This is a genomic window from Coleofasciculus chthonoplastes PCC 7420 (genome assembly GCF_000155555.1).
GTDB classification, from domain to species: Bacteria; Cyanobacteriota; Cyanobacteriia; order Cyanobacteriales; family Coleofasciculaceae; genus Coleofasciculus; species Coleofasciculus chthonoplastes_A.
In genome coordinates this window covers 81,490-107,372 of the sequence record NZ_DS989860.1, presented here as the reverse complement: position 1 = coordinate 107,372, position 25,883 = coordinate 81,490, and the positions used below count along the sequence as shown (strand labels likewise).

The window sequence follows — 25,883 nt, the reverse complement described above, 5'->3', positions numbered from 1 at the left end:
TAAGAACGATAATTTAGTCCATAAATCTTCTGAGTAAATCATCGGGAAACCCCTGTAAACCCGCACTATCTTACTGATCATGAATCAGTTAAACATCGCTCTAACCGCCATCGCCGCACTGGTTGTAGCTGTGGGGCTACTCTCTAAACCACTGCGGCGGATGTATTTTTCCGACTCGACGATTGCGCTGCTGTTGGGTATTCTGATGAGTCCACATATTCTGGGGTGGCTTGATATAACAGGCTGGTGGGGCAATCAAGAGCTTTTGATTGAGGAAGCCGCCCGTTTAACCCTTGCCATTGGTTTAATGGGTGTCGCCCTACGTATACCTAAAGGATATGTTCCCCGACACTGGAAGTCTTTAGTGGTAGTACTGGGGCTAGTCATGCCCCTGATGTGGTTGAGTAGTGGTTTACTGGTCTGGTGGTTATTGGGTCTGCCTTTTGGGGTAGCGATGTTAATTGGGGCAGTGATAACACCGACTGATCCGGTTGTCTCTACGGATATTGTTACGGGGGTCATTGCTGAGGAAAATATTCCTGGACGTTTACGTCACCTTATCTCCAGTGAATCAGGCTTGAATGATGGGTTAGCGTATCCGATAGTTTATCTGCCTATTCTACTCCTGACGCGATCGCCTGGAGTTGCTCTTTCCCATTGGGTGCTGCACACCCTACTTTGGGAAATCGGTGTCGCTATTTTGGTGGCTGTATTGTTGGGCTATACTGCGGGTCGATTATTAGTCTGGTCTGAAAAGAAGGGCTTAATTGAGAAAAAGTCGATTCTCGCTTATACAGTTGCCCTTTCACTTCTGGCATTGGGGGCAGCAAAGTTACTGGGTAGCGATGGTATTCTAGCCGTTTTTATAACCGGATTAGTCTTTGATGGACTCGTGAATACTCAGGAAAGAACTGAGGAAGAGGGTATCCAAGAAGCTGTGGATCGCTTCTTTACTCTACCCATTTTCCTGTTATTGGGTTTGGTCATGCCCTGGCAAGACTGGCTACAACTGGGCTGGAAAGGCTTACTGCTAGTGGTAGCCGTCTTGTTCTTGCGCCGCCTCCCCGCAATCCTGGCTCTCAGTCCTTTGATTAAGCGCCTGCACGGTGTCTCAGATCCTCTGTTCGTGGGTTGGTTTGGTCCCATTGGCGTTGCGGCTCTTTACTACTCTCATCTAGCGCTGCGCCTCACGGGTAATCACCAGGTTTGGGTAGTTAGTAGCTTGCTAATTTTTGCCTCTATCCTCGCCCATAGTATTAGTGCCACGCCTTTGAGCCAACTCTATGGCTTTAAACATCAGAATCGCCAAACCTCTGAGGCTCACTAAGTAGGGTCTGCTGAATAAGTGGTGAGGTGAGGGGGAGATGGGGGAGATGGGGAAGCCATGTAGAGACGTGCCATGGCACGTCTGGAAGGTGTTCCACAAGAACATACCAACGTTAAGGTGCAGCAATCAACGCCACATCAACCTGGTCTTCTTCAGGTTGGCTCAATTCAACTCGGATATTCGGACCAAAGAATTTTTCTATTTTTTCCCGCTTTTGTTCCCATGTTTCAAAGGGAATCAGCGGCGAGTAAAATTCCAGTACTAACGTGTAAGCACCATCCACTACAGTTTCTCGTAAACTATTGAGGTCTGGTCGTTCCTCATCGCTAGGTGAGAGACCCAAACTTTCCAGGGAGCTATCTAAATGAGCGTCTTGACCGTAACGATAACGCATCACATCTTGGCGAATTTGGTTTTGAATGGGAGTAGCTGTCTGCTGTCGCTGTTGTAACACGTCCGGTGGTGTGGGTTGACTTAAAGGTACAGGCTTGAGTTCGGCGGCTTTCAGGGCAAAACCACCCAGTAAGATGGGGACGCCGTAGAAAAATCCCACTAAATTTAAGGTCGCGTTCTCGGTGGCATAAGCTACAAAGCCGATGATGGTCAGTACTCCCCCAACCCACAATCCTACCGTTCCCAAGGAAATTTTACGTAACATCTTCATTTAACTATCTACACAACAATCACTTTAGCTTTATTATCGGGTCAAGGGGTGGCATGGGAAATGATCGGGTGCAGAACATCCACGTTTTAGCTCTTGGATCTTGTGGATCTTGCCTGAATTGCTCTAGGGGAGCAAAGGCAAAAGCGTCAACGTCGTATTGTCTTCGTTATACTAGGCAAATTCGCTCTCTCGTAGCGCGATCGCTGTGTCGGCAGAAGTCCAACCTTCTCTGTAGCATGGTATGTAAACAGTTTTTATAAGCCCAGTTTTGTTTAGTCTGCTGTTGTCTCTATTGCAGCATTTTTTAAAATGATTCAAGAAAAAAAGCAACAAGCATCCTCCAAAAACCACCGTTTTCGCGATCAGCTTGATTCGTTAAAGCGTGAGGATGAAACCCTAAATAATATTCTGGCTGTTGATGTTTGGGCGTTGGCAAAAACCATGGATGAATTTTATCCCGGCTTTTGGTCAGCGTTTATGAAAAATCGAGAAAAGGCATTAAAGCGATTTATTGCCGAAGTGATTAAAAATAAACCGACTAAATCCAAACGTCCTCCTTTCCTCAGCTAGGATACCCATTCAGTAAGTGAATCATCAACTGAAATCCTGGAAACTTATTCCTTGCTTATGGGAAGGATAAAACAACAGCATGTTAATATTTAGTTGTGGCAGATGTACTACCCAGGAAATCGATCTATTTTCTAGGTGTACCTCTCCACAGATCGTTGATATGCCTGGGTTGAGGAAACGCCTCACCTTATATCATTGTTGGTTTGCCAATGTAGAAAAATAGCGAAACTAAAGGATAGGAATTATGGACTCACAAGCGATGCGAGATCGCATAACTGTCATTGAGAGTAAGCGAGAGTTTCTCGTCAAACTGTTAGAGGAACCGAATTTAGGTACTCTGAGAATCGATGTTAATCAAGCCCTCGAAGAACTAGACGATTTAATTGAGGAATTTAAGCGAACATTTCCTGAATCAAGCAGTAATCTTTAACCAATTATTTGGATCGAAAAGCTACCTGTAATAATTATTGTCTGACTTGACTTACTCTTGTTAAAAAGTAGGCGAGCAAGATGCTCGCACTACTTTTTAAGATTGGAAGGAGTTGCTCAAATTAATAAGCATCCTGCAATTCATAGAAGTCAGGCGAGATATAATCCTTCCGCAGGGGCCAGCCTACCCAATCTTCCGGCATCAAAATCCGCTTCAAGTTGGGATGTCCTTCATAGACAATGCCGAACATATCGTAGGTTTCCCGTTCTTGCCAGTCAGCACTCTTCCAAATCCAATAGACAGATGGCACGCTGGGATTCTCTCGTGGTAGAAATACCTTCACCCGGACTTCTTCAGGTTGCTCAGCATCATCGCTGATCTTAATTAAATGGTAGAAGCTGACCAACTCTTCGCCAGGACCGACATCATAACCCCCTTGACATTGCAGGTAGTTAAACCCATAAGCATACAGAGCCGTGGCAACGGGAATCAAGACCTCTGGTTGTACCTTAATCACCTCAATTCCCAGGTGATCCGGTTCCATTAACTCGGTTTCAAACCCGTTTTCCTTCAGCCAGCCGTGGACTTCTCCTGTCTCAGCGAGTGGGGATTCTTCCGTATTTTCTTGGGTCTGTTCTTTGGACTCTTCTTCAGCCACGATTGACCTCCTGCTGTTGAGAAGACTTCAGTGCGGGGGGAACCGGCATTCCCATCGCTTCGGTTAACTCCTTCGGTGGAGTGTGGCGATTTTCAGACCGCAAGTATTGACCTGTGAGAATATCGGGTACAACCTTCATGCTATGAGTGGTGCTGTAATAGCGGTGGGTTGGACTCAGAGTTGCCCGTTCCTGGATAGACTCATTTGCCACCTTCTTGCGAAGTTTAACGATCGCATCCATAATCGCTTCGGGACGGGGTGGACAACCAGGAATGTAAACATCCACGGGAATCAACTTATCCACACCCCGCACGGCGGTTGGTGAATCGACGCTGAACATCCCCCCAGTAATCGTACAAGCCCCCATCGCCATCACATATTTAGGTTCTGGCATTTGCTCATACAGACGTACTAGCGCTGGTGTCATTTTCATCGTGATCGTGCCAGCAGTAATAATCAAATCCGCTTGTCGGGGACTACAACGGGGCACCAATCCAAATCGGTCAAAGTCGAACCGAGACCCAATCATCGCCGCAAATTCAATGAAACAGCAGGCGGTGCCATACATCATGGGCCACAGGCTGGAAAGCCTAGCCCAGTTGTAGAGATCGTCTACTGTCGTCAAAATCACGTTTTCTGAGAGGTTTTGCGTCACCTGAGGACGACTGATGGGATTAATAATTTTCTCTTTGGGTTGCTGCTGTTGGGAAGCAGCGTTTGCTGTATCTGTATTCATGACCATTCCAAAGCTCCTTTGCGCCAAGCGTAAACGAGAGCAACGACAAGAATTGCAATAAAGATGAGTGCTTCGATAAACGCTAGTAGTCCTAGCTGATTGAAGGCGACTGCCCAAGGATAGAGAAACACGGTCTCTACATCGAAAATCACGAAGACTAGGGCAAACATATAGTACCGGATATTGAACTGAATCCAAGCGCCCCCAATCGGTTCCATGCCAGATTCATAAGTCGTCCGGCGTTCGGGGGAGCGGATGCTGGGTCGCAGCAGCTTTGAGGCTGCCAGCGCTAGGACGGGGACTAAACTGCTTGCCAGTAAGAACCCTAGGAAATATTCGTAGCCGCTAAGAACAAACACAATAGGTAAGTGTCCCTAAATCTTGTCGTTATTACTTCTTTACATTCTTTTACCCATTATAAGGGTCGTGGGTTGTCTGCAAATTGAAGTCGGTCAAGTTTTTCCGAGACGATGAGATTTCCGCGATCGCGTTTATGGTGTGTATAGATTAACCACCTATCAATGTGATCGCCTGTTTGGTTGGCACTTCGACAGTGTAGGCTTACCTGGTTATAATTGACAAGCTATGACTGAGCTACCGATGTTTGACGAGTTCCTACACGCCTTTTTTGGTATATTCCAAAAGAGCTTCAAAAGAGAAGCTGATTTTTTGAGCTACATAAATCGCCCAGATGCTCAACGCAGAGGAGATGAAGCCTCTATTGTGGACAACGCTATTATCAGTCCTTTGCTTGAGTTACTGGGTTTTGCACCAGGGGAGCAAGCTTATAACCAGCAGAAACAAAGTAGTCGTCCTGATTTTGCTCCAAGCGATCCGGTGTACAGCACTTGTTTTATTGTGGAGGACAAAAATACATCGCTGACGCTGACCCTGGATCTGAATGATCCGAACAGTCATCTATCGCAGTTACGGGGTTATATACGTGGGTTGCGGTTCGGATGGCTGACAAATGGTAGACAGTTTATGGTTTGGGAATTTTCCAATCCAAGTCAGCCTAGATGCATTGTTGATTTGGATCTTCCCACTGCGATTCGGGAATGGAATCAGGGAGGAGCCGCAAGCCTTGCTGATAATACGACAAGAGCATTACGAGATGTATTTGATCTGTTCGGTAAAGAAGCATTTACCAGTCTGGATCGGTTAAAGGATGAACTGGCGATCGATCTGGAGGAGTGGCAGCAACGGGCGTTACCCCTTGGCAATGGTGGTGGGAATGAGCCGATTTTGGTGGAGTCGTTGCAGTCGTTGGTGGAGGAGCTTAAGGGGGATGCGCGGCGATCGCTGAATCATCACCTAACCTTACATGATGAATACCTGAATAAAGCTAATCGACTGACGGATGATGCTATTGAATCAGCGACACAACAGATTCAACAGTTGCAGGAACGGGTGTTGTCTAGTTTAGCGGGTATTCAAAGCTTGGTAGGTCTGAGTGCAGAGGAGCAAGCCGCGATTCAAGCAATGCTGATGCGGCTCGAACAGGATGCCAGGGCATTTATCAGCCCCAAGGAGTTGTTTGATCAGGTGCTTGGGGTGCTAAATCAGGCATTTCAGCGTAAACACGCGGATAAAGCCAAACCGCCAAAAACTCCATCGTCTTTAGAAAAGGATTATACACCGCTCCATGATGTGTTAGTTTCCTATGCCAATATGGTCTTTGGTTGGCATCAGCGACAGGCAACTCTGCGCCAAACCTATCAAGCAAATATTCGTGTATTTGATGATTACACGGTTTGGACGGCTTTGGTGCAAGAAACCATGCTTGGTGGATTGAGTGAAGACCAACGACGAGATTAGTTTGCATTGCAGGCGGCGTATGTGGTGTTTATCAGGCTGCTGTTAATTCGAGTTTGTGAAGATAAGGAACTGTTTCAAGGCGAGGATCGGGTTGCCCATCGGTTTGTGTCAGATGGGGGGATGAAGCAATGGCAGGAAACGATTAAACGCTATTGGATCTTTGCGACAGGCAATCCTTACAGTCCGTTGCTGGATATGGCGTATAACAACGCCCAAAATATTTATGCTCACTTTTTTACTGGACGGGAACTGTTTAACTGGTATCAGTTGAATGAGCAACAGTTGATTATGACACTGTACCAACTCAGCCGCTTTAACTTTGCTGGGGTGGATTCGGACATTGTCGGGACGGTCTACAACACTTATGTCAGCCGCAAAGAGAAGAAGGAAAAAGGACAATATTACACGCCTCCCGAAATTGTCAATTACATTCTGGATGAGGTGGGGTATGTATCGGGTGCAGGCATTATTGGCAAAAACAAACGCTTGATTGATCCAGCGTGTGGCAGTGGTTCGTTTTTGGTGGCGGCAGCAAAACGGTTAGTGTCGGCTTACAAAAATAATACAGATCAGATTGATGATCCAGTCACAGTATTGGAACGGGTACAAGCCAATTTGTTTGGCTTTGACCTGAATCCATTTGCTTGTTATCTAGCAGAGGTAAATTTGCTAATTCAAGTCCTGGATCTGGTGAAACTGGCATATAAAAAGCAGCAGCATCAACCAATCAAACGTTTTCATATTTACAATGTAGATGCTCTGGCTCGTCCGGCTGGAACTTATCGCTTTGCGTTGTTTAATACGCTGATTGCAGAGGAAAGCGACCAAGTAGACCAGATTAAAAGCCGTTCTCCTAATACATCCTATGCCAATGGATTTGCGTTTGTAGTTGCCAATCCCCCCTATGGGGCAAAGCTGAGTGATGCCTACAAAAATACTCTTCGGGCTGATTATGCTGATGTATTTTACGGTAAACCTGATACTTATATCTTCTTCTTAAAGCTTGGAACAGAATTGCTTGCCAAGAATGGAAGTTTTGGCTTTATCACGCCCAACACCTATCTTATGGGTATAAATAGTGCTGCCTTACGGAGAGAACTACTGAACGTAGGAGGAATTTATCAAATTGTAGATTTGCCTCAAGGAATTTGGGCGGATGCAAATGTAGATTGTGTACTCTTGTTTCTAAATGAGGAAGATGATGAGAAATCTCGTAGAAATCAAAAAGTGCAGATCAACCTATTAGGCATACGTGATACTTTGGACAAACTTACAACGAGAGATTGGGCTGAAGTATTGACACAGCCACAAACACGCTGGATGGATGATTCTAAGTACGAATTTGATATCCGCTATGATTTATTGATGCAAAAAGTTGATCGCATCCTCGCCAAAAACACCCAACTCAACCAACTGCGAGAACAGGGTTACACCATCAAACGCCAACGGGACGGTAACACCCTGATCGCAATTCCCTATGATCGCCTCTTGAGCGAAATTCAACAGCAAAACCCCAACTTTTCAACCCTGAATTTTTTTGATGCCAGAGCCGCACAGTTGTTTAGCATTCCCGAAAAGTGCAACCTGCAAGAAACCATCAGCAGTAACGTCTTTATTCCACCCAAATATCCAACCAGTGTAGTGTTGCGTAACAATAAACTCTGGTTTGAAATCCCGGATGAGAATATCCGTCGCTATCTGTTGGGCTACCTAAAAGTTCCTCAATGGCAGGGTAAAACCTGGGACGAGATCAAAAACCAAGCACAGATTCCAGAAGAAGAAAGTGACCTCAACGCTTTCTTTGCTTGGGAAGACCAAAAACGCCAAACTATTCAAACCCTACTGGATGAAGTTGACCAAATTGACGCAGAAATTGACGAAAAAGTTCTGAATCTCTACGACATCACCGATCCAACAGACCGACAGCGCATCTTGGAGAGTGGAGCAAAAACTGATGAGGAAGCTGAGACAACGGATACAACTGAACCAGAGGAAGAATAACCCAGTAGGAGGGCGAGTTATAGCAACCGCCATAGCGGTTAGGATACATCATTTATGTAGAGACGCGCCATGGCGCGTCTCTACAATGGTGCCGGAAGTCTTAATCGATGTGTTTACTGCTATAGATGATTCACACCAATTGGTTATAAGCAAGATAAGCCCAAATCACCTGACTATTCACTGAGGGACAGACAATATTCGTTCCGGCTAAACCCGCTAACGTATTCTGGGAGTCAAACGCCTGAGAGACTAAAGCCGCCGTTTCCAGATAGGGGCGTTGGTTTTCACCCACCCATTGAGTAAACAGGAACACCAACGGACTCAACGCATTATCAGGCTGGGAACGGGCAACCTGAACCAGCTTGTCTTGCCAGGTAGAATAATCCATCCATTCAATCGGATGACCAATAGCCCGAATTTCGTCCACCAGTTGCCGTAAGGATACCATCTCCGGACTGACCAAGTGAAACGCTTGACCAAATAAATCCGGTTGCTGGGACAGATGGACAATAGATTGGGACACATAGTCTACAGGAGTCAAGCTGAGATTTAAATCCAACTCCGGCGCACTCCCCAATTGAATCAACCCTTTAATTAATCGGTCAATTAGATCCCCCTGTTGAGACGCCCCGGTTTGGCTATGTCCGGTAATCATACCCGGTCGGTAAATCGACGCCGGAATCCCCCGTGCGTGTGCCTGTTTAACTAACTTCTCACCCACCCATTTACTTTGAGCATAACCGTCAGACAGGTCATCCCCTGACTCCAACTCATCCTGTTCTAAAATCACCGACATCTGAGCATAGCGCGGCGATTGAAACACATCCAGCGTCGAGACAAAGTGAACGGGTTTGACCTTGGTTTTACTGGCTAATTTGAGAATTTCCTGAGTCCCCAGGACATTAGCCGATCGCAAGGCGCTGTAGGGATAAATTAAGTTGACAAATGCCCCATTATGATAGATACAGTCAATTTCGTGGGTTAACGCTTCGTACTGCGACTCTGATAGTCCCAACCTCGGTTGAGCTAAATCACCCAACACCGGGACAATTCGCGACTCCAACTTATCTGATGAAAGTAAATAACGGTTGAAACTCGCGGCAATTTTTTGCTGTCCCGCCTCCAGCGTTTTGGCACGGACTAAGCAATAGACGGTAGCATTCGTATGCTGGAGTAATTCCCGCAATAAAAACGCGCCGAGAAAACCTGACGCGCCTGTGATCAAAATCTTTTCCGGTGCCGTGTCCGGTTGACGATAAGGCTTTTCTGGATAAATCGTCTCATCCAAAACCGCATCGTTGACTAAATTCGTGACCGCGATTGTACCCGTCACCGTTGTCCCATCCCCTTCAGGGTGAGACGGATCAACCTCAGTCTTAGCGGTAATCGTTTGAGCTAGTTCCGCCACTGTAGGTGCTTCAAATAGAGCAAACAACGGTAACTCCACCTGGAATTGTTCTCGCACTTGCGATAACAGTTGCGCCGTCAGCAGCGAATGTCCCCCTAGTTCAAAGAAGTTGTCATACACACCGACGCGCTCAACATCTAATACAGTTGCCCAGATTTGGGCTAACTCCTGTTCAACGGGTGTGCGCGGTGCGACAAACGTATCCTGAGCTACCTGTTGCGCTTGGTTGGGGTCAGGTAACGCTTTGCGATCGACTTTACGGTTGGGTGTTAGGGGCAGGCTATCCAGTAGCACAAAGGTGGAGGGCACCATATAAGTAGGTAACTTATCACTCAGGAACGATCGCAACTGTGCCAGCGACAATCCTTGAGTTTTGACGATATGCTCAAGGCTTTGATAGATTTGCTCCTGCTGGGTAGCTGTCGTCTCAAAAATCACCCCAGCATTTTCCTCAGCGTGCCAAGCTACAGTGCCTTGCAGCCACAAGAGATTGTCCACTCCTGGCAGTTTTACCCGCAAAAGTACGGGTTGGTTGTTGTGCCAAAATGTAGGAGTCAGCGCCTTTAAGCTAATCCCGTTGCGGCTGAAGTTTTGCGTGATTATTTCCACTTGTTGACCCGATTCAAATTCCGCCATACCTTTTATCTGGAGGGGAATACGGGGTTCTGTCCGCAAATTACCTAAGCTGCGATGGAGTTTCGCCTTCTGGCTGGTTGTGGTATCAAACTTGACGCCAACATAGTCTTCAAACTGCCAAACAATATCACCTTGCAACCATAACGGGGTTTCGCCGCCGGGTAATTGTAATCGGAGTAATAGGCGTTGATCGATTTGCCAAGGATTAGCCGTTGTTGCCTTTAAGCAAATCCCCTCTTGGCTGATATTTTGCGTCATTACTGGGACTTTTTCTCCGGACTCCAATTCCGCCAGACAATTAATTGTTAGGGGAGTGCGGGGTTCTTGGCGGCGCAAGTCATGAACGACTAATCCTTGGGTTTGAGCGATGTGCTTGATACTCTGACGTAAACCTGTCCGTTGGCTGGAGGTGGTGTCTAGGCAAACATCGACCCATTCCAGGGCTTTTGTAGCGATGGTTCCGGTGAGTTGAAGTGCATCGGAGACACCCGGAAACTGACAGCGCAGCGTCAAGGATTGACCGTTTCGCCAGGAGGTGGGAGCATGAAGCAAACGAATACTATTGACTGAGAAATTGCTGGTGGTTAATTCAATTTCTGGATTCCCCTCACACGCCACCCAACACGTTGTTTCTAGGGGAACATTTTCAACGTCTAAGTCACTGACGAGATAGGCAACTAAGCGCTTTTCGCCCGAACTATCATCACGGGCGACAACCACCGCGTCTCGGATACCCGGATGTTGATAGAGGGCGGATTCAATCTCACCCAGTTCAATCCGAAAGCCGCGAATTTTGACTTGGTGATCCAAGCGTCCTAAGCATTCCAGAGTCCCATCGGGTAAGTATCGGGCTAAGTCTCCGGTGCGATAGAGACGGGCACCGGGTTCTGGACTAAAGGGATCGGGAATAAATCGTTCATCAGTTAAGTCAGGTCGGTTAAGATAGCCTCGTGCTAAACCAACGCCACCAATTAGTAATTCTCCCGGTTCTTCTACGGGGACAAATTTAATCGGGTCTGATGAGTTTTGCTCAGGATGAGCTAGATAAATTTGGGTATTGGCAATGGGGCGACCGATGGGAATAGTCTTGTCCGCCGATTCTACCTGATGCACGGCTGACCAGATTGTGGTTTCCGTCGGTCCGTACATATTCCACAGGGAAGCACTGCGTTCTAAGAGTTGACGCGCCAATTCGCGGGACATGGGTTCCCCCCCACAGAGAATTTTAAGCTGGGGATTTCCCTGCCACCCTGCGGCTAATAACATCCGCCAAGTGGCGGGGGTGGCTTGCATGACGGTAGCCCCGGATTCTTGCAAAACCGGGATTAACTGAGTTGCATCAGCGGCGACATCTCGCGTTACTAAGACAATATCTGCGCTAACAATTAAGGGTAAATACAGTTCCAATGCGGCAATGTCGAAGCAGATGGTGGTGACAGCCAGCAAGGTGTCGTTGGGGGTGAGTCCGGGGGCGACACTCATTGAGGTGAGGAAATTTACTACCCCACGATGCAGCACTTGGACGCCTTTGGGTTTCCCGGTTGAGCCGGAGGTATAGATGGTGTAGGCTAAATGGTCGGGGGTGACGCCACTGTCTAAATTCTCTGGACTATGTTTGGTAATGGTCTGTCGATCGCTATCTAAGCAAACCACTTGGGCTTGGGTGTCGGGTAATCTTATCAGTTGGTCTTGTTCGGTGACGAGAACGGTGACTTGGGAATCCTCAATCATCAGGGCTAATCGTTCTTGAGGATAGGCGGGATCGAGGGGAACATAAGCACCTCCAGCTTTGAGAATCCCCAATAAACCAACGACCATATCGAGCGATCGCTCTAGACATATCCCCACCAGTACATCGGGTCTAACCTGTAGCGTTTGTAAGTAGTGGGCAACCTGGTTCGCGCGGCGGTTCAACTCCCGATAGGTTAGGGTTTGCCCGTCAAACCGTATCGCGATTTTGTCCGGTGTGCGACGCTCTGCTTGTTCAATTAACTGATGAATACAGTAATCGGCGGGATAGTAGGTTTGAGTTTGGTTTAACTGTTCAAGTCGCTGCTGTAATTCACGTTTTTTGCTTGTATCAGGAACACCGTGGAATTGCTCAATTTCTAATGATGATTGAAAGGAACGCTCTATCATAATTTCCCCTTGAAACAGGTTTACAGTGGTCTTTTTTGAGGGGTAATTCGGTGATACACCACTAAAAATCTAGCTATTCGCTGTTGTTTTATTTGATAGAGGGGTCAATTTTTTTAGTGTCACCTACTTATTTCCCTTGCCCTAATTTAATTCAGCAATTTGGTTGATCAATTACATCGTCAAATCACTAGAGCATGACATAAACTGTTGAATTTCCTAGACAGTGGTCTCAAGACGTCATCAATTTCTTCTGCCATAGCGATACCAGATGGATAGAGTATCTGTCACGGGTGAGTTAGTCGGCTTTTGTAGCCTGTAATACAGTTGTATGACTTGTATTTTTCTCTTTTCGTATAATATTCTAATCCTCTCCTCTGATCAACAAGATGAGGCAAACTTTACTAAGTCTTTAAAAATGAACATCAATTCTTGATGAAGTTTTTAGCGCTTGAGGGTATAGTGATCCACTGGCGTCAATAATGTATCTTAACTTAACAAAAATAGAATAAATGAAATAAACAATAATGTTTCTCAAACAAATAGAGACACCCTAAGCTGTTATGCAAAAATACTTGAGCAGCTTCGTAGATACGATGAAGCTGGGGGAGCAGAGGGAGCAGGGGAAGCGGGGGGAGATATTAGCTGCTGGCGTTATTTCTGCCTTCTTGCACTAGGTTGGCGTCTCTACATCACAACCAGATACAGGGAATTGTGTAGGGGCGGGTTTCACTACTATCGTTTGTTCTCTCACCCAGATGCGACTAAACCCGCCCCGACTCCCCTATCTCCCAGACGTGCCATGGCAAATCTCTACCAGTACCCTAACTTTCACCTGGGATATATGGAATGAAAGTTTCATAGAATCTACCTTTTTCTAAAAGGTAGATTGTCAATCCTGATACCCCGTTAATCCCAACGCCGTCGCTTCTTCCGGGGCTTGAGCCACCAGTCGATTACTCCGGAACACTAAAAAGTAAACACTTGCCACAATCAGCGCTATGCCAATCCCCCAAACACCGCCTCGGTAATCAGGGATAGAAATACAAGCAACTAAAGCAAATGTGGCTAAAGCCAAACCCACAAATGCTCCTGCTGTTCCCAATGGGCTTTCGTAGGGTTTCGGTAAATAGGGATTCCCTTTCAGCTTCATGTAGCTAACCATGACCAAAATATAGGAAATTAATGCCCCAAACACCGCCATATTCAAAATCACAGCATCGACAGCTTGAATACCGATACTCACCAGTAGCACACAGATAAATCCAATCGTCGCCCCGGCAATTAATGCCCGATGGGGGGTATGATTTTTACTTGTGACTGATAACCAGCGGGGAAAGTACCCAGCACGGGATAGGGAGAAAATAATCCGTCCGTAAGCAAACATATTACCGTGGAGACTGGCAATTAAACCACAAATCAGCGCCAGTGCTGTGACAATGGTACTGGTTGCGCCGGCGCCAAAATAAGCCTCTAACCCATCTTGCAGGGGAGCATCGGATTGCCCAATCGCCACCGCGCCCCCGCCAACACCGGAGTTAATCACTACGGTGAAAATTGACAGAATAATCAGGGTAACCATACCAGAAATCATTCCCGCTGGCATATTTCGAGGCACATCATCGGTTTCCTCTGCCGTCATCGGTAATTGTTCAATCGCCAGATACAACCAAATTGCAAAAGGAATCGCGCCAAACACTCCAAACCAGCCATTTGGTAACCAGGTTTCTGATTGTCCCGGTTCAGCCGGAATATTAAACAGCAGGTCAAAATTGAATTCACCCGATACCAGCATACTCACATAGAAGATGGCTAATACTGTCATCGCGATGATGGTTAGCCAAAGACAGACTGTCACACTCAGTTCAAAACCTCGGATATTAATTGCCAAAAAAACAGCGTAGGCAAATACCCAGATAAAAAAACTGGGCAGATTTGGAAATAAGGGCTTGAGGTAATTGCTTAAACTGAACACCAGCGCCGCATTTGCGAGGACATATTCAATCGTGACGGTAACCCCACAAATAAAACCCCAAAAAGGACCGAGGGCATAACGGGTGAACGAATAGAATCCGCCCGCATGGGGGAGGGCGGCTGAGAGTTCAGCACTGCTATAGACCAAACAGAGATACATAATTGCCATCAAGACAGCGGCAATACTAAACCCCCAGAATCCTCCGGCGGCTAAACCATAGTTCCAACCATAGAAATCACCTGAGATAACAGCGCCAACCCCTAAACCCCATAAGAGTAAACTACCAGCATTTCCTTGAAGTTGTCGCCGTCTGATATAACCATTATTTACTGTTTCGTAAGTAGCAATACCTTGAGAATGTTGCATCGATAAACTTTATCCTCAACTGTTTACCTTGCACCCCAATAACCATTCATTCAGCTCAAACATTTGATTGGTTAAGCTCACCAGATTGGGCGGCGTTTCCTGACCTTTTTTCCCCAGTTGAGAGAAAAAACGGATGCCGCCCGTTCATTGCTGATTGCTAATTGCGAAGAACCAGGTTGCTTGCTGAGAGAAAAGCAAGTCCCATCTAGTTCTTTAACCGCATCATTTCATTCTTCGGGTAAACGTAATACAGATCCGGATTGACAGCAAAGCTGGCTTAAGTGTTGACATAGAGGTATTTCCTTAGAAAAATCAATCAAAGTGTATTACGCAAATACGGGACTTAGCTTGATAGTTGTATGACAAAATGATTCCAGGCTGTCGAAGCGATTCATGCCATTTTTTTTATTGTGTAACGAATAAAGTAGAGACGCGCCATGGCGCGTCTCTACAACAGTTTGCCAATAATTTGACACCCAATGACAATTATGATAAGCTGTCATGCATTTAAATTGGGTATTAGTAGCGAGCAAGATGCAAAGCCTGCGGCATGGCTTCGCTAAACGCACTACAAGGATTTCACCATTATTGACATTAAGGTTTAAATGCCGAACAGCTTAAAGCTAGCTAAATGTTATAATTTCCTAACAAAAAAATGTTTTTCTCTCTTGCATTTATTGTTAGAAACGCTACAATTTTTGGTGAAAGAAATTAAATCGTCAACTCACAATAGGACAGAAAATCAATCATCCCACCTGAGTCCCGATAAAATTTACCCTAACCCTAAAACCAATTAACACTCAGGTGAGTCGTCTCCAAACTAACTAAATTCGGAAGGTTTTTCCCCAAGTCAACCAAACTGAGATGGGGTACATCTTTAACTGAAAAGATCGAGACATTTGCATCACGAGTGAGATAACCTTTGACCACCAAAAAGGAGTTTAGGTAAACATGGATTGCCGTACTATTCAATTTTGCGATCGCGCCGCTCAAATCGATTATGTCCAACTCCAGGCTCTGTTTCGCCTCAATGCTTTCTGGGCGAAGGATCGTAGCATTGAAGACTGGAAAATCGCGATCGCCAATAGTGAACCTGTAATTACCGTATGGGATGACCAACGCCTGATTGGATTTGCTCGCGCCACCTCCGATGGGATTTACCGCGCCACGATTTGGGATGTGGTCATTCACCCCGACTATCGCGGCGTTGGCTTGGGACGCAAGCTCGTCGAAACCGTCCTTAGTCACCCCAAACTGTGTCGGGTTGAGCGAGTTTATTTAATGACTACTCATCAACAACGCTTCTACGAACGCATTGGCTTTGAATGTAACACCACAACCACAATGGTGCTATATAATCAACCGCTCATGACTGCTCTGCCAACACCCGCTCGATCATCTCCGGAGTTGCTAGAGGCATAGAACATTGTAACCGGATACAAGTGTCTGTAACTGAATCGTCGCTTGGTTCTTTCCCAGGAATCGGTAATAGTTCCAAGCGTCCCTTCATCATCTCCACCAAGGTTTGCACCATCAACCAATTCATACCGGGTGAGGTAGTGGATGAGGTTGTTTCCTGTTCCTCTGAGTCATTAGTGTCGGAGAGTAAATCAACGGCTTCACACCAAATCGAGTTGGGACATTCTACATCAATCCAGATATTCACCATCTGGGGGTTGTCAGAATTGGCTGTAGAAACCTGAATTGTCCCTTCTTCCATTTGTACAATAGCGCTGTCCACCATTCCCACTAATACCTGACGAAAACGCCGGGGATCAGCTAAGACTTCTATTTCTGGGTCAGGGGAAATCACTTTCAGCCGCAGATTACGATTCCCGGCTTGCATGTGGGTGAGGACTTCGAGTTCTTCAAAGCATTGGCTTAATTGCAGAGGGCGAGTCTCTAAACGATTAGTACCGTGTTCCGTTTTGGCGACAGCAATCACCTCATCTAAAAGTTTTACCATCTTCTGCGCCGAGATATGGGCTTGAGCCACGAATTCCTTAGCTTCTTCCGGTGAGTCACACAAATCGGACAAAATGAGCTGATGCATCCCCATCAAACTACTCAGGGGCGATCGCAGTTCGTGGGATGTCCGCGCCAAGAAGCCAGCTTTATACTGGCTCATTTCATGCGCCATTTGGTAAGCCAGTCGGGTTTGCTCGAGTTCCTGCTTCAGAGGCTGTAGTTCATCCTCTTTCACGGGTTCCGTCTCTTTCACGGATTCCGTCTCTTTCACAGGTTCCGCCTTAGCTGGCTGGGATTCCTCGGGTTTTGACAGTTGCGGTTCTGGTATCGTTGAACCTTCTGGCTGTTTGCTGGAACGAGTAGCGCGGCTGACAACAAGTCCCATGACAATACCGACTACCAGATAGATCAGCTCCATGTTGCCCATATTTTTTCAAACTTTTCAACGTAATTCGCGGGACTCCCCATCCACAATCTTTTATTTGGCTGGGGTAGTAGACTAATGAATTCTATTTTTAGTTTTGCCATACCCGCTTTCAGCTCAAGCATAGCCCCTTTTCCCAAGAGTCATCACCCCTTAGACAGGGAACAGTCGAATGAGACAGCGCCTTGGCGCAAAATTTGCCATCCGTCTCCTGTCCATTTCACCACCGTAGAGGGTGCGCCTTTGCTATAGGGGTGACGCTCCTCTAATTCTTTGGATTCGGTGGGATGAAGCGTCAGCACCTCTGGAAACTCTGCCTCAATTTCTGGCATTGTATGTAAGGGAGGTTTCCCAGAGACGTTGGCGCTCGTCGTAGCTAAAGGACCCGTCTGGGACAAAATTGCGATCGCGACTCTAGAGTCGGGAACCCGCAAGCCAATTGTGGTCGGATCTGTGGGGTTCATCGCCGCCGGAACTTTATCCGAAGCGGGTAACACTAAGGTTAAGGCTCCGGGCCAATAGTGCTTTGCCACTTGCTGCCAAATCTCTAATTCGGCGTCTGTCCCCTTGACATAAGACCAAAGTGATGATGGGAATGAACCCATTAAAATTAAGGGTTTGTTATTGCTTCGCTGCTTCAGCGTAAATATCAATTCTGCATAATCCGGTCGTACAGCGAGAGCGGGTATCGTATCGGTGGGAAAGCTTACGATCTGACCAGAATTAGCGCCAGCCACTAGGGCAGACATGAAGACATGAGTCATATTGAGGTTATATAATACTCCAAGAGTTTCAGGGAAATATTTAATATTGTCTGAGAAAGGAAGACAAAAGTCAAAATTTGTCTTACTGTCTGACCTATCAATAGCCACGTATCAGCTATTCATTATTAATTACTAATTATTCCTGTCGATACGCCAAAGCAAAACGGTCAATTCCGGCTAAATCGGGGAGAATCTGAATCTGACAATAACGTCCCTGTTGATGCAACAACTGAGCAACGGTATCACCTTGTCCTGCCATCATTTCTATTATCCAAACGCCTCCAGGACGCAGGTAATCGGGAGCAGTCCTAATCAGGTGGCGAATGCAGTCTAGACCATCAATTCCCCCGTCCAGTGCCATAAGCGGTTCGTGATCTCGGACTTCTGGCTGTAACTGTTGTAGCTCATCTCTAGGAATATAGGGAGGATTGGATACTATACCACTCAATTGACCTTTGAGTGATGCCAAGGGGGACAACCACGACCCTTGATAAAATTGGATTCTTGACTCAAATCCTAGCTGTTGAGCATTCAGTTGGGCAATCGCGAGGGCATCATGACTGTAATCAACGGCGTGAATTGTCGCACTCCGAAACGCCTCCGCTAATCCTAACGCGATCGCACCACTCCCTGTCCCTAAATCTGCCCACTGTCCAGCATCGAGTTGGGGTGTTGCACTTTGTCCCGTCGCACTAACTGCTAAATCAATTAAATACTCCGTTTCCGGTCGAGGAATCAGAACCGCAGGCGACACCTTCAGCGAAAAACGCCGCCAAGGAGTGATCCCCACTAAATACTGTACAGGCAAGCGATCACAAAGACGCCGCTGCCAGAGTTGAGTAAGAACTGGCAGCGGATAACGTAATTCGATGTGCGATCGCGCCTTAAACGACTCTAGGCGCAGCGATAGAGGATCAATTCCTGCGACCTCTTGAAGCAACCAATCGACTTCAGCGACAGGGATATCAGCCTCTACAGCCGACCGACGGGCTTCTTGTCGCCACAGCCAGAGGTTTTGACCCGATACTGCCAATGTCCTAGAGGATGGCTCTGGCGTTGTAGCCATGAGTAATTAACCTGATTCCCTTTAGCCTAATTTAGATCTATTGAGAAGAGGATTGACGCAAAAATTGTAAAGATTCTTGCGAAGGAATGAGTAGAATTTGCTCAAGTTGAGGGTTATCCTGAGTCTGCAATGTATTAATAATACCCTCTAGCGGCACAACCTGGATCTGAACACTCGAAGCCAGGTTAGGCTGTTGTTCCTTAAAGCGGTTGACCAAATTCTGTAACTGCTCTTTGTCAAAGAAAAAGGGAATGACTTGCTGACCCTCTTGTTGAATCGTTAAATACCCTCCTTGTTGACCTCCTTTTGCCACAAACAGAGGGACACCCCGAAATTCTTGCCCTTGACCCAGAAGCTGTTGGGCGGACTGCACTTGCTGCTGCACTGGAATATAGGCAAAATCTAGACCATTCGGTTGGTTTTGACTCTGTTGATCAAGTTGGTAGACTTCTGCTAATGATACAGGCACGACCCGGACTTGGTTCCCCAACTCAGGTTTTTCCCGCTTCAATCGTTCCACAAAGGCTTCTGCATCCCTCTGGCTAATAAAGACGCCTGCAACTGCTTCATTCTGATTGTTCTGACTAGGAATAGAGGCGACTAAGGGTGAGCCTTCTCCATCAGTAACCGTAAATACAGGTACGGTTTGTAACTTTTCCATCACCTGCTGTTCGGTCAAAGCCAGCGCCCGCAGATTTCCCCCCAAAAAGGAGCCTAGGAGGGTAGTCCCCACTAAGCCTAATGTTGCACTCCAGCGAACTAATGATTTCATACAATTGCCTCTTGAATTCTCGCGTACTATCTCATTAAAACTAGGATACCGCTCTCACTTGATGATGACATCTCTCTCGTGAATTGAAGAAATCGCTTGAAATCGTAAGATAGAGTCTATCCATCTTGAGCTAGGCTGTTTTCCTGGCACTATCGATAGTGACGATAGTTACGATTGACGTTTAGCTGTCACCAGTGACGAGAGTTGAGTCAGGTAAACCTGAACGTTCCTAGTCTTGTCTGAGTTAAGAAAACTGACTGGGTTCAATTCCCTAGAGTTCCACTTGTTTAAGATTTGAGTTAATGTTACTATAATAGATTAACTAAAAACCACGCCGATCCCTTTGTTTTTATTTGCTCTAATTTATAGCAACCACCATAGCTGTTAGGACATATCATTTATTATATAGAGAGGTTGCATGCAACCTCTCTACAAAGATGCCGAAAGTCCTAATCGATGTGTCTACTGCTATAACTTGTTCTAAAAAATCGGGATGACAGGATTTGAACCTGCGACATCCTGCTCCCAAAGCAGGCGCGCTACCAAGCTGCGCTACATCCCGATGCATATCTTGATAATATACCTTAGCGTCCAAATTGCCCAGTCTCAATCGCACAAAAATTAGTCAGGATACCAGAACATGCCTTTGATGCCTTCGGGATCAGCCATAAATCCCATTTGCCGATAAAAATTGACCACTTGGGGATCGGCAAAGAGAGTGATATTGCTGATATCTTCACTGCGAAGTTTCTTAATAGTGTACTTCATCAACGCCTTACCCAGCCCCTTACCTTGGAATTGGGGGTGAACCACCACATCCCAAATTGTGGCATTAAATGCATGGTCAGACGTAGCCCGGGCAAAACCAATCAGACGCCTCGTGTTCCCTCGCTGTTGCCACATGGACACGACAAGGAAACTATATTGAATCGCTTTACGAACTTTCCGCATCGGTCGTCTTGACCAACCCACGGCGTCGCAAAGCTCCTCTAATTCATACAAATCAAATTCTCGATCCGTACTAAATAGGATACGCCCATTATCAGCGCGATCGCCAGACGCAGGAGACTCGCTGAAGTTTGAAATGGTATCCCCTTCAAATTTTGTCGATGTCGAAGCAGTGTCAGCACTGCCAAAAAAGCTCTTCCAAAAACCCATGCCGATGTGGCTATAGCATTTTATACTGGTTATCCGTTACACAAGACCTAGCCCAAGCTAATTAAGGCTAGACGTATCTAACGGGTTAGCTTGACGATTATTCAAAACTTTGACGTTTTGAACGGTAGCACTCAGGCTAATGACAAAGGCTTTCAGAAGCCCCACACTGCACTCCATCAAGTCAGTGTGTGGAGTTGTCTCTGATCATGCACAACTTTCGGAGTGACCCCCGGTAGGACAACTTTCACCTGACATGCTTATCGTACCACAATTGGCGCAATACGCTCCGATAACCATTATGACCAAAGCTTGCTCTTACAGCCAAGCAACAACGTCTTATGTAAACACCCAATTTGACCCTATCCCTACGCTAATCGCCTACACTTAAAGTTTGGCTGTCAGTGGCAAATCGTGACTCAGGGCAAGACCTTCTTTAGCTAGACTGAGGCTATTGTGCCGAATTTGTGAGAGATTAACCAGATACGGCAGGTTTTTGCCTTGAGGCTGAGCTTGCTGGTCTATCCTAAAAGCTTTTAACCAAAGCGAACGCCTTCTCCCCCTACTTATGGCTGCGGGTCTGAAATCATCAACACTAGAACTGCTGAAGCGCTTCAACCGGGCGTTTCCAGAATTTTATGAGCAGTTTGTCAGTAGTGAGATCCAATTGCAAAACCTGAGACTGGCTTATAAACTCTACAAAACTCGGCGTGTCGTTATTGAGATCAAACCCGAAGGCTCGAAAAGCGCTCTACATTTTGCCTACCGTAACCAGTCTTTTCTCCTCAGCGATATTTTCGGGGTTTTAGCGGCTTATGGACTGACGATTCACAGCCTGAGTCTTCATGGTCAAATCAATCCCCCCATGTTGGTGTTCATTAAGCTAGTCGTATCCCGTGGTAGCAAAGCCCTAACCCCAAAAACAGCCGATAATGTCTGCCGTGCCATTCGGGAGGCGTTAGCAGGACGTTTTGAAGTCGAAGAAATGCTGGCGGTGGAATTTAATCTGGATGCTGGCTTAGAACAAGTCGAAACTGAGTTCTATGTCGATCCAGTATTTCATCTACCCGCCCTGTTAATTGAAGCTGATAACCAGCCGGGATTATTTTATAAGGTAATGTACGCCGTCTGGCAAGAAGACTTACTCGTCGTCAACGCTAACCTACTCGTCTGGCGTGGACGTACCCGCCTTATTCTCTACTTGCTCGGTCCCAATGAGAACTTGATTCCCGAATATTTAGGTCAGAAAATTGCCGAAAGTGTTCGACAAAGACTATTAGGGCGTCGGTTTTGACCCTGAGTAGAGACGCGCCATGGCGCGTCTCTACATAAATGATGTAATGATGTGTCCTAACAGCCATGGCGGTTGCTATAACTTCCCAGCTCCCCCAGCTCCCCCAGCTCCCCCAGCTCCCCCTCACCCTCTTCACCACCTGTCCCAATTCTCGGATAGGATGGATATATGGCAACGATTGAGATTCTAGGGGCTACCCACGCCTACGAATTAACGCCTCCCAAGGCATCCTCTTCCCCAGTTTTGGTCTTTATCCATGGCTGGCTTTTAAGTCGTAACTATTGGCAACCACTGATTGATCGATTAGATGATGATTATCAATGTTTAGTTTATGATTTGCGGGGATTTGGTGATTCTCAATCCCCAACAGATAAACCACCAAAAACCGAATCGGCTTCGCGGGCTACCACCTCAGGCGGGGCGGGTGCGAAGGATAATGCGGCATTAACATCGGCAGACGTTGATGCCACTCGTTTATCAGCCAGTAACTACAGCCTTGCGGCTTATGCTAGGGACTTGGGTATTCTACTCGAAAAGCTGGATATCGATAACGCTTGGCTGATTGGTCACTCTCTAGGTGGCAGTATTGCCTTGTGGGGCGCATCAGTGGCTTCAGAACGAGTCAAGGGGGTGATTTGTCTGAATGCGGGGGGTGGCATTTATTTGAAAGAAGAGTTTGAACGATTTCGGAATGTAGGGAAACAGTTAGTCAAACGCCGCCCTCAGTGGTTATGTTATCTGCCCTTGATTGATGTACTGTTTACACGGGCACAGGTGGCGCGTCCCCTGGCACGTCGTTGGGGACGACAACGGGTGATTGATTTTGTTGTGGCTCACCCAGAAGCAGCACTGAGGAGTCTCTTGGATTCGACAACCGAGGCTGAAGTTCACCGTTTGCCTCAGATGGTTTCACAGCTTCAGCAGCCTGTGTATTTTTTGGCAGGTGCGAATGATAGAGTAATGGCTCCTAAATATGTACGCCATCTGGCTAGCTTCCATAAGCTTTTTCAAAATGGCGGTGCTAATGTGATTGAAATTCCTAATTGTGGTCACCTGGCAATGGTGGAACAACCCAATATTGTAGATACTCAAATTCGCAGGATTTTGGCGGAGTCTGTGAGTTGAGCTTAAGTACAGTTACAAAAACTGTAACAAGTCAGAGGTAAAGATCGAGGGAGGACATACTGGCAACAGGATTACAGGCACAAATCAGTACACGATCGCTTTCCTAGGGATTGGAGGTTCAGAACCGGGCTGGCATCTGAATTCCTTTCCCTTTCCCTATTTTTCTACTCAAATGCAGCAACATGATCCCAGAGACTATCAGATTCTGTTTCTCTCACTCTTTCTGGTATTGGGTATTGGCACGAGAGATTGGACATTACAGCCTCAGTTTATTGGTGTTGCGATCGCGACTTGTTTGCTGACCCAGTATATTAGCCTTAAGCTTTGGTCTATCTCTAAGTCAAAACTCCGTCAGGGCGGGTTTTGCACAAACGTTACTCCTAAACCCGCCCCTACAGACGCGCCATGGCACGTCTCTACACTCAAAACGTCCCTAATATCCCTCAAAAGTGCCATGATTACGGCATTGGGGTTAAGTTTACTCCTGCGAGTCGATCAGTACAGCACGATGATCTTGGCGGGGGTACTGGCGATTTTAAGTAAATTTCTGTTTCGATTCCAAGGCAAACATTTTTTAAATCCGGCTAATTTTGGCATAATTTCAGTTTTAATCCTGACAAAGGATGCCTGGGTTTCTCCAGGACAGTGGGGAGAGGGGGGTTGGTATATTCTATTATTTGCCGGAACTGGGGGCATGATTTTAAAACGGGTGGGGCGTTGGGATACAACGGCGGCTTTTTTCGGTGCTTATGCGTTACTCGAAGCTGTTCGCAATCTTTGGTTGGGCTGGACGTGGGATGTCTGGGCGCATCGGTTGATGAGTGGCTCGTTTTTGTTGTTTGCCCTGTTTATGTTAACTGATCCTCGCTCAATTCCCAATGCTAGGGTGAGTCGTTTACTCTGGGCTGTCAGTATTGCGATTTTAACCTTTATTCTGCGAAATCATTTCTTTATGTCTACAGCAGTTTTCTGGGCGTTATTTGTCCTTTCTCCCCTAACACTACTGTTGGATTGGATTTGGTCATCACCAAGATTTGTTTGGAGGTTTTCAGGTGACGGTTGATTGGTAAATAGAAAAATTCAGCAAGTAAGTTAATGTGGTTAAATTTATTCTCATTAAGTTGTTTAATTCTACGCTAATATTTTAGGAATGACCAATGACCAATGACCAATGACCAATGACGAAAATGTGAGGAAATGATGAAAAAGCTATTACAGGTATTAATTGCGTTAGCTTTGGCAGTTTTTGCCATCATGATATTTGCGCCAAAAGCATTGGCTTTTTGTGGATTTTATGTAGCCAAAGCAGATACAAAGCTTTATAACCAAGCCTCTCAAGTGATTATCGCACGGGATGGCGATCGCACAATTTTGACGATGGCGAATGACTATCAAGGCGATGTTAAAGATTTTGCCGTGGTTGTGCCTGTTCCCGTGGTTCTAGAACAAGAACAGGTACAGGTAGCAAATCCGAAGATTATCGAACGACTGGATGGGTTTAGTGCGCCGCGATTGGTGGAATATTTTGATCCGAATCCCTGTATTCCTCCTGCACCAAGGGAACTTCGCTCTTTATCGGGAGGAGTAACATCATCAGCAGATAATAGTGCAGGAAATCGGGGAGATAGTGCTTTAGGTGTTACGATAGAATCTCGTTTTTCGGTTGGCGAATACGATATTTTAATTCTTAGTGCTAAAGAATCCGATGGGTTGGAAACTTGGCTAAGGCGTAATGATTATCGCATCCCCCGTGGTGCTAGTCGGCTACTGCAACCTTATATTCGCCAAAATATGAAGTTTTTTGTGGCGAAAGTTAATCTGAAAGAATTTGAATCAGGGGGTTCTCAATTACTTCGCCCTTTACAGATGGCTTATGAATCGCCGCGTTTTATGTTACCGATTCGTTTAGGGATGATTAATGCTACTACTGAGCAAGATTTAATTGTTTATATTTTATCCCGCAACGGTCAAGCAGAAGTCACGAATTATCGCACGGTTCAAATCCCGTCTAATGTGGGACTTCCTCTATTTGTTAAGGATGAGTTTGATCAATTCTATAAAGCCATGTTTGAGACGGCGTATGAGCAAGAACAGAAAAAAGTGGCATTTTTAGAATATGCCTGGGATATGGGATGGTGCGATCCCTGTGCAGCTGACCCATTAAGCCGGGATGAATTAGAGCAAGCGGGTGTGTTTTGGTTGGATTCTAATGCACCGAATAATGTGTTTATTAGCCGTTTACACGTTCGCTACACTCGTGATACATTTCCCGAAGATTTAATGTTTCAAGAAACAGGGAGTCGGCAAAATTTTCAAGGTCGATATGTACTGCGACATCCTTACACCGGGGAAATGAATTGTCCCGCCGCTGATGAGTATAAACGGACGTTGAATCAGCGATTTGAACAAGAGGCGCAGACATTAGCCAAGCTGACGGGATGGCAAATTGGCGATATTCGTCGGAAAATGGATATTCCTGGGACTAAACCGAATCGCTGGTGGCGCAGGATTTGGAATTAACGAGGGCGTGATGGTTATCTATAGAATGCATGTCAACGCCAGTAGGTTGGGTTGAGGGACAAAACCCAAC

21 protein-coding genes and 1 tRNA gene are annotated in these 25,883 nt (G+C 46.3%); 10 read left to right on the top strand and 12 right to left on the bottom strand.

The window, feature by feature from the left end:
- Positions 1–79 precede the first annotated feature (79 nt).
- The gene (locus tag MC7420_RS24615) at positions 80–1,327 is read left to right on the top strand and encodes a cation:proton antiporter domain-containing protein (protein WP_006103779.1); all 1,248 of its coding nucleotides are present in this window, start codon (positions 80–82) and stop codon (positions 1,325–1,327) included.
- 112 nt (positions 1,328–1,439) lie between these two features.
- On the opposite strand, the gene MC7420_RS24610 is transcribed toward MC7420_RS24615, so the two are convergent.
- Positions 1,440–1,985: a DUF2854 domain-containing protein gene (locus MC7420_RS24610; protein ID WP_044209510.1), complete on the bottom strand. Its 546-nt coding sequence runs from the start codon at positions 1,983–1,985 to the stop codon at positions 1,440–1,442.
- 315 nt (positions 1,986–2,300) lie between these two features.
- On the opposite strand from MC7420_RS24610, the gene MC7420_RS24605 reads away from it, so the two are divergent.
- Both MC7420_RS24605 and MC7420_RS24600 read left to right on the top strand, forming a co-directional pair.
- Entirely contained in the window at positions 2,301–2,561 is a 261-nt protein-coding gene (locus MC7420_RS24605; protein ID WP_006103785.1) for a hypothetical protein, read from the top strand.
- 244 nt (positions 2,562–2,805) lie between these two features.
- Positions 2,806–2,991 (top strand): hypothetical protein, encoded by a 186-nt coding sequence (locus MC7420_RS24600; protein WP_006103859.1) that lies wholly within the window; start codon positions 2,806–2,808, stop codon positions 2,989–2,991.
- Between the two features lie 121 nt (positions 2,992–3,112).
- Here MC7420_RS24600 and MC7420_RS24595 read toward each other — a convergent pair whose 3' ends face one another.
- Genes MC7420_RS24595 through ndhC form a run of 3 tightly spaced genes read right to left on the bottom strand, consistent with a single transcriptional unit; the run spans position 3,113 to position 4,744 of the window.
- On the bottom strand, positions 3,113–3,649 hold the full coding sequence (locus MC7420_RS24595) for an NAD(P)H-quinone oxidoreductase subunit J (RefSeq protein ID WP_006103872.1): 537 nt from the start codon (positions 3,647–3,649) through the stop codon (positions 3,113–3,115).
- Complete coding sequence (locus tag MC7420_RS24590) at positions 3,642–4,385, bottom strand: NADH dehydrogenase subunit K (protein ID WP_006103763.1); 744 nt, start codon at positions 4,383–4,385, stop codon at positions 3,642–3,644. Before MC7420_RS24590 ends, MC7420_RS24595 begins: the two co-directional genes overlap by 8 nt.
- Positions 4,382–4,744: a photosynthetic/respiratory NAD(P)H-quinone oxidoreductase subunit C gene (ndhC, locus tag MC7420_RS24585; protein ID WP_044209505.1), complete on the bottom strand. Its 363-nt coding sequence runs from the start codon at positions 4,742–4,744 to the stop codon at positions 4,382–4,384. The genes MC7420_RS24590 and ndhC overlap by 4 nt, the downstream gene beginning before the upstream one ends.
- 310 nt (positions 4,745–5,054) lie before the next feature.
- Here ndhC and MC7420_RS24580 point away from each other — a divergent pair, with 310 nt between their 5' ends.
- On the top strand, positions 5,055–6,203 hold the full coding sequence (locus MC7420_RS24580; protein WP_157453311.1) for a hypothetical protein: 1,149 nt from the start codon (positions 5,055–5,057) through the stop codon (positions 6,201–6,203).
- A gap of 6 nt (positions 6,204–6,209) precedes the next feature.
- Positions 6,210–8,204 carry an HsdM family class I SAM-dependent methyltransferase gene (locus tag MC7420_RS24575; protein WP_006103731.1) on the top strand — a complete coding sequence of 665 codons (1,995 nt, stop codon included), beginning with the start codon at positions 6,210–6,212 and terminating at the stop codon, positions 8,202–8,204.
- A gap of 130 nt (positions 8,205–8,334) precedes the next feature.
- Here MC7420_RS24575 and MC7420_RS42885 read toward each other — a convergent pair whose 3' ends face one another.
- The gene (locus tag MC7420_RS42885; RefSeq protein ID WP_006103841.1) at positions 8,335–12,387 is read right to left on the bottom strand and encodes an amino acid adenylation domain-containing protein; all 4,053 of its coding nucleotides are present in this window, start codon (positions 12,385–12,387) and stop codon (positions 8,335–8,337) included.
- A gap of 889 nt (positions 12,388–13,276) precedes the next feature.
- Entirely contained in the window at positions 13,277–14,725 is a 1,449-nt protein-coding gene (locus MC7420_RS24560; protein ID WP_006103806.1) for an amino acid permease, read from the bottom strand.
- A gap of 951 nt (positions 14,726–15,676) precedes the next feature.
- On the opposite strand from MC7420_RS24560, the gene MC7420_RS24555 reads away from it, so the two are divergent.
- On the top strand, positions 15,677–16,147 hold the full coding sequence (locus MC7420_RS24555; RefSeq protein WP_044209503.1) for a GNAT family N-acetyltransferase: 471 nt from the start codon (positions 15,677–15,679) through the stop codon (positions 16,145–16,147).
- On the opposite strand, the gene MC7420_RS24550 is transcribed toward MC7420_RS24555, so the two are convergent.
- The 6 genes from MC7420_RS24550 to MC7420_RS24525 all read right to left on the bottom strand — a co-directional run bounded on the left by MC7420_RS24550 (position 16,092) and on the right by MC7420_RS24525 (position 20,877).
- Positions 16,092–17,111, bottom strand: coding sequence for a sensor histidine kinase (locus MC7420_RS24550; RefSeq protein ID WP_006103827.1), 1,020 nt, complete (start codon positions 17,109–17,111; stop codon positions 16,092–16,094). The genes MC7420_RS24555 and MC7420_RS24550 overlap by 56 nt on opposite strands.
- Positions 17,112–17,263: 152 nt before the next feature.
- Complete coding sequence (locus tag MC7420_RS24545) at positions 17,264–17,881, bottom strand: L-threonylcarbamoyladenylate synthase (protein ID WP_006103877.1); 618 nt, start codon at positions 17,879–17,881, stop codon at positions 17,264–17,266.
- A 136-nt stretch (positions 17,882–18,017) separates the two neighbouring features.
- On the bottom strand, positions 18,018–18,947 hold the full coding sequence (prmC, locus tag MC7420_RS24540; RefSeq protein WP_006103728.1) for a peptide chain release factor N(5)-glutamine methyltransferase: 930 nt from the start codon (positions 18,945–18,947) through the stop codon (positions 18,018–18,020).
- Positions 18,948–18,984: 37 nt separating this feature from the next.
- Entirely contained in the window at positions 18,985–19,719 is a 735-nt protein-coding gene (locus MC7420_RS24535; protein ID WP_006103761.1) for a Tic22 family protein, read from the bottom strand.
- Between the two features lie 488 nt (positions 19,720–20,207).
- Positions 20,208–20,281: transfer RNA gene (locus tag MC7420_RS24530), tRNA-Pro, on the bottom strand.
- A 59-nt stretch (positions 20,282–20,340) separates the two neighbouring features.
- Entirely contained in the window at positions 20,341–20,877 is a 537-nt protein-coding gene (locus MC7420_RS24525) for a GNAT family N-acetyltransferase (protein WP_006103871.1), read from the bottom strand.
- A 565-nt stretch (positions 20,878–21,442) separates the two neighbouring features.
- Between MC7420_RS24525 and MC7420_RS24520 the strand changes: the two genes are divergently transcribed.
- From MC7420_RS24520 to MC7420_RS24505, 4 genes are all read left to right on the top strand, one after another.
- Positions 21,443–22,168 (top strand): hypothetical protein, encoded by a 726-nt coding sequence (locus tag MC7420_RS24520; RefSeq protein ID WP_006103833.1) that lies wholly within the window; start codon positions 21,443–21,445, stop codon positions 22,166–22,168.
- Between the two features lie 168 nt (positions 22,169–22,336).
- Entirely contained in the window at positions 22,337–23,293 is a 957-nt protein-coding gene (locus MC7420_RS24515) for an alpha/beta fold hydrolase (RefSeq protein WP_006103791.1), read from the top strand.
- A gap of 172 nt (positions 23,294–23,465) precedes the next feature.
- Positions 23,466–24,356, top strand: coding sequence for an RnfABCDGE type electron transport complex subunit D (locus MC7420_RS24510; RefSeq protein ID WP_006103727.1), 891 nt, complete (start codon positions 23,466–23,468; stop codon positions 24,354–24,356).
- 137 nt (positions 24,357–24,493) lie between these two features.
- The gene (locus tag MC7420_RS24505; RefSeq protein ID WP_006103735.1) at positions 24,494–25,813 is read left to right on the top strand and encodes a DUF2330 domain-containing protein; all 1,320 of its coding nucleotides are present in this window, start codon (positions 24,494–24,496) and stop codon (positions 25,811–25,813) included.
- The last annotated feature ends 70 nt before the right edge of the window (positions 25,814–25,883 follow it).

Bases quoted from the DNA above. Each gene is read 5' to 3' on its own strand.
- MC7420_RS24605 (WP_006103785.1), top strand. From the start codon at position 2,301: ATGATTCAAGAAAAAAAGCAACAAGCATCCTCCAAAAACCACCGTTTT.
- MC7420_RS24550 (WP_006103827.1), bottom strand. From the start codon at position 17,111: ATGGAGCTGATCTATCTGGTAGTCGGTATTGTCATGGGACTTGTTGTC.
- MC7420_RS24555 (WP_044209503.1), top strand. From the start codon at position 15,677: ATGGATTGCCGTACTATTCAATTTTGCGATCGCGCCGCTCAAATCGAT.
- MC7420_RS24520 (WP_006103833.1), top strand. From the start codon at position 21,443: ATGGCTGCGGGTCTGAAATCATCAACACTAGAACTGCTGAAGCGCTTC.
- MC7420_RS24615 (WP_006103779.1), top strand. From the start codon at position 80: ATGAATCAGTTAAACATCGCTCTAACCGCCATCGCCGCACTGGTTGTA.
- MC7420_RS24525 (WP_006103871.1), bottom strand. From the start codon at position 20,877: ATGGGTTTTTGGAAGAGCTTTTTTGGCAGTGCTGACACTGCTTCGACA.
- MC7420_RS42885 (WP_006103841.1), bottom strand. From the start codon at position 12,387: ATGATAGAGCGTTCCTTTCAATCATCATTAGAAATTGAGCAATTCCAC.
- MC7420_RS24515 (WP_006103791.1), top strand. From the start codon at position 22,337: ATGGCAACGATTGAGATTCTAGGGGCTACCCACGCCTACGAATTAACG.
- MC7420_RS24600 (WP_006103859.1), top strand. From the start codon at position 2,806: ATGGACTCACAAGCGATGCGAGATCGCATAACTGTCATTGAGAGTAAG.
- MC7420_RS24535 (WP_006103761.1), bottom strand. From the start codon at position 19,719: ATGAAATCATTAGTTCGCTGGAGTGCAACATTAGGCTTAGTGGGGACT.
- MC7420_RS24590 (WP_006103763.1), bottom strand. From the start codon at position 4,385: ATGAATACAGATACAGCAAACGCTGCTTCCCAACAGCAGCAACCCAAA.
- MC7420_RS24505 (WP_006103735.1), top strand. From the start codon at position 24,494: ATGAAAAAGCTATTACAGGTATTAATTGCGTTAGCTTTGGCAGTTTTT.
- MC7420_RS24610 (WP_044209510.1), bottom strand. From the start codon at position 1,985: ATGTTACGTAAAATTTCCTTGGGAACGGTAGGATTGTGGGTTGGGGGA.
- MC7420_RS24510 (WP_006103727.1), top strand. From the start codon at position 23,466: ATGCAGCAACATGATCCCAGAGACTATCAGATTCTGTTTCTCTCACTC.
- MC7420_RS24560 (WP_006103806.1), bottom strand. From the start codon at position 14,725: ATGCAACATTCTCAAGGTATTGCTACTTACGAAACAGTAAATAATGGT.
- MC7420_RS24545 (WP_006103877.1), bottom strand. From the start codon at position 17,881: ATGACTCATGTCTTCATGTCTGCCCTAGTGGCTGGCGCTAATTCTGGT.
- prmC (WP_006103728.1), bottom strand. From the start codon at position 18,947: ATGGCTACAACGCCAGAGCCATCCTCTAGGACATTGGCAGTATCGGGT.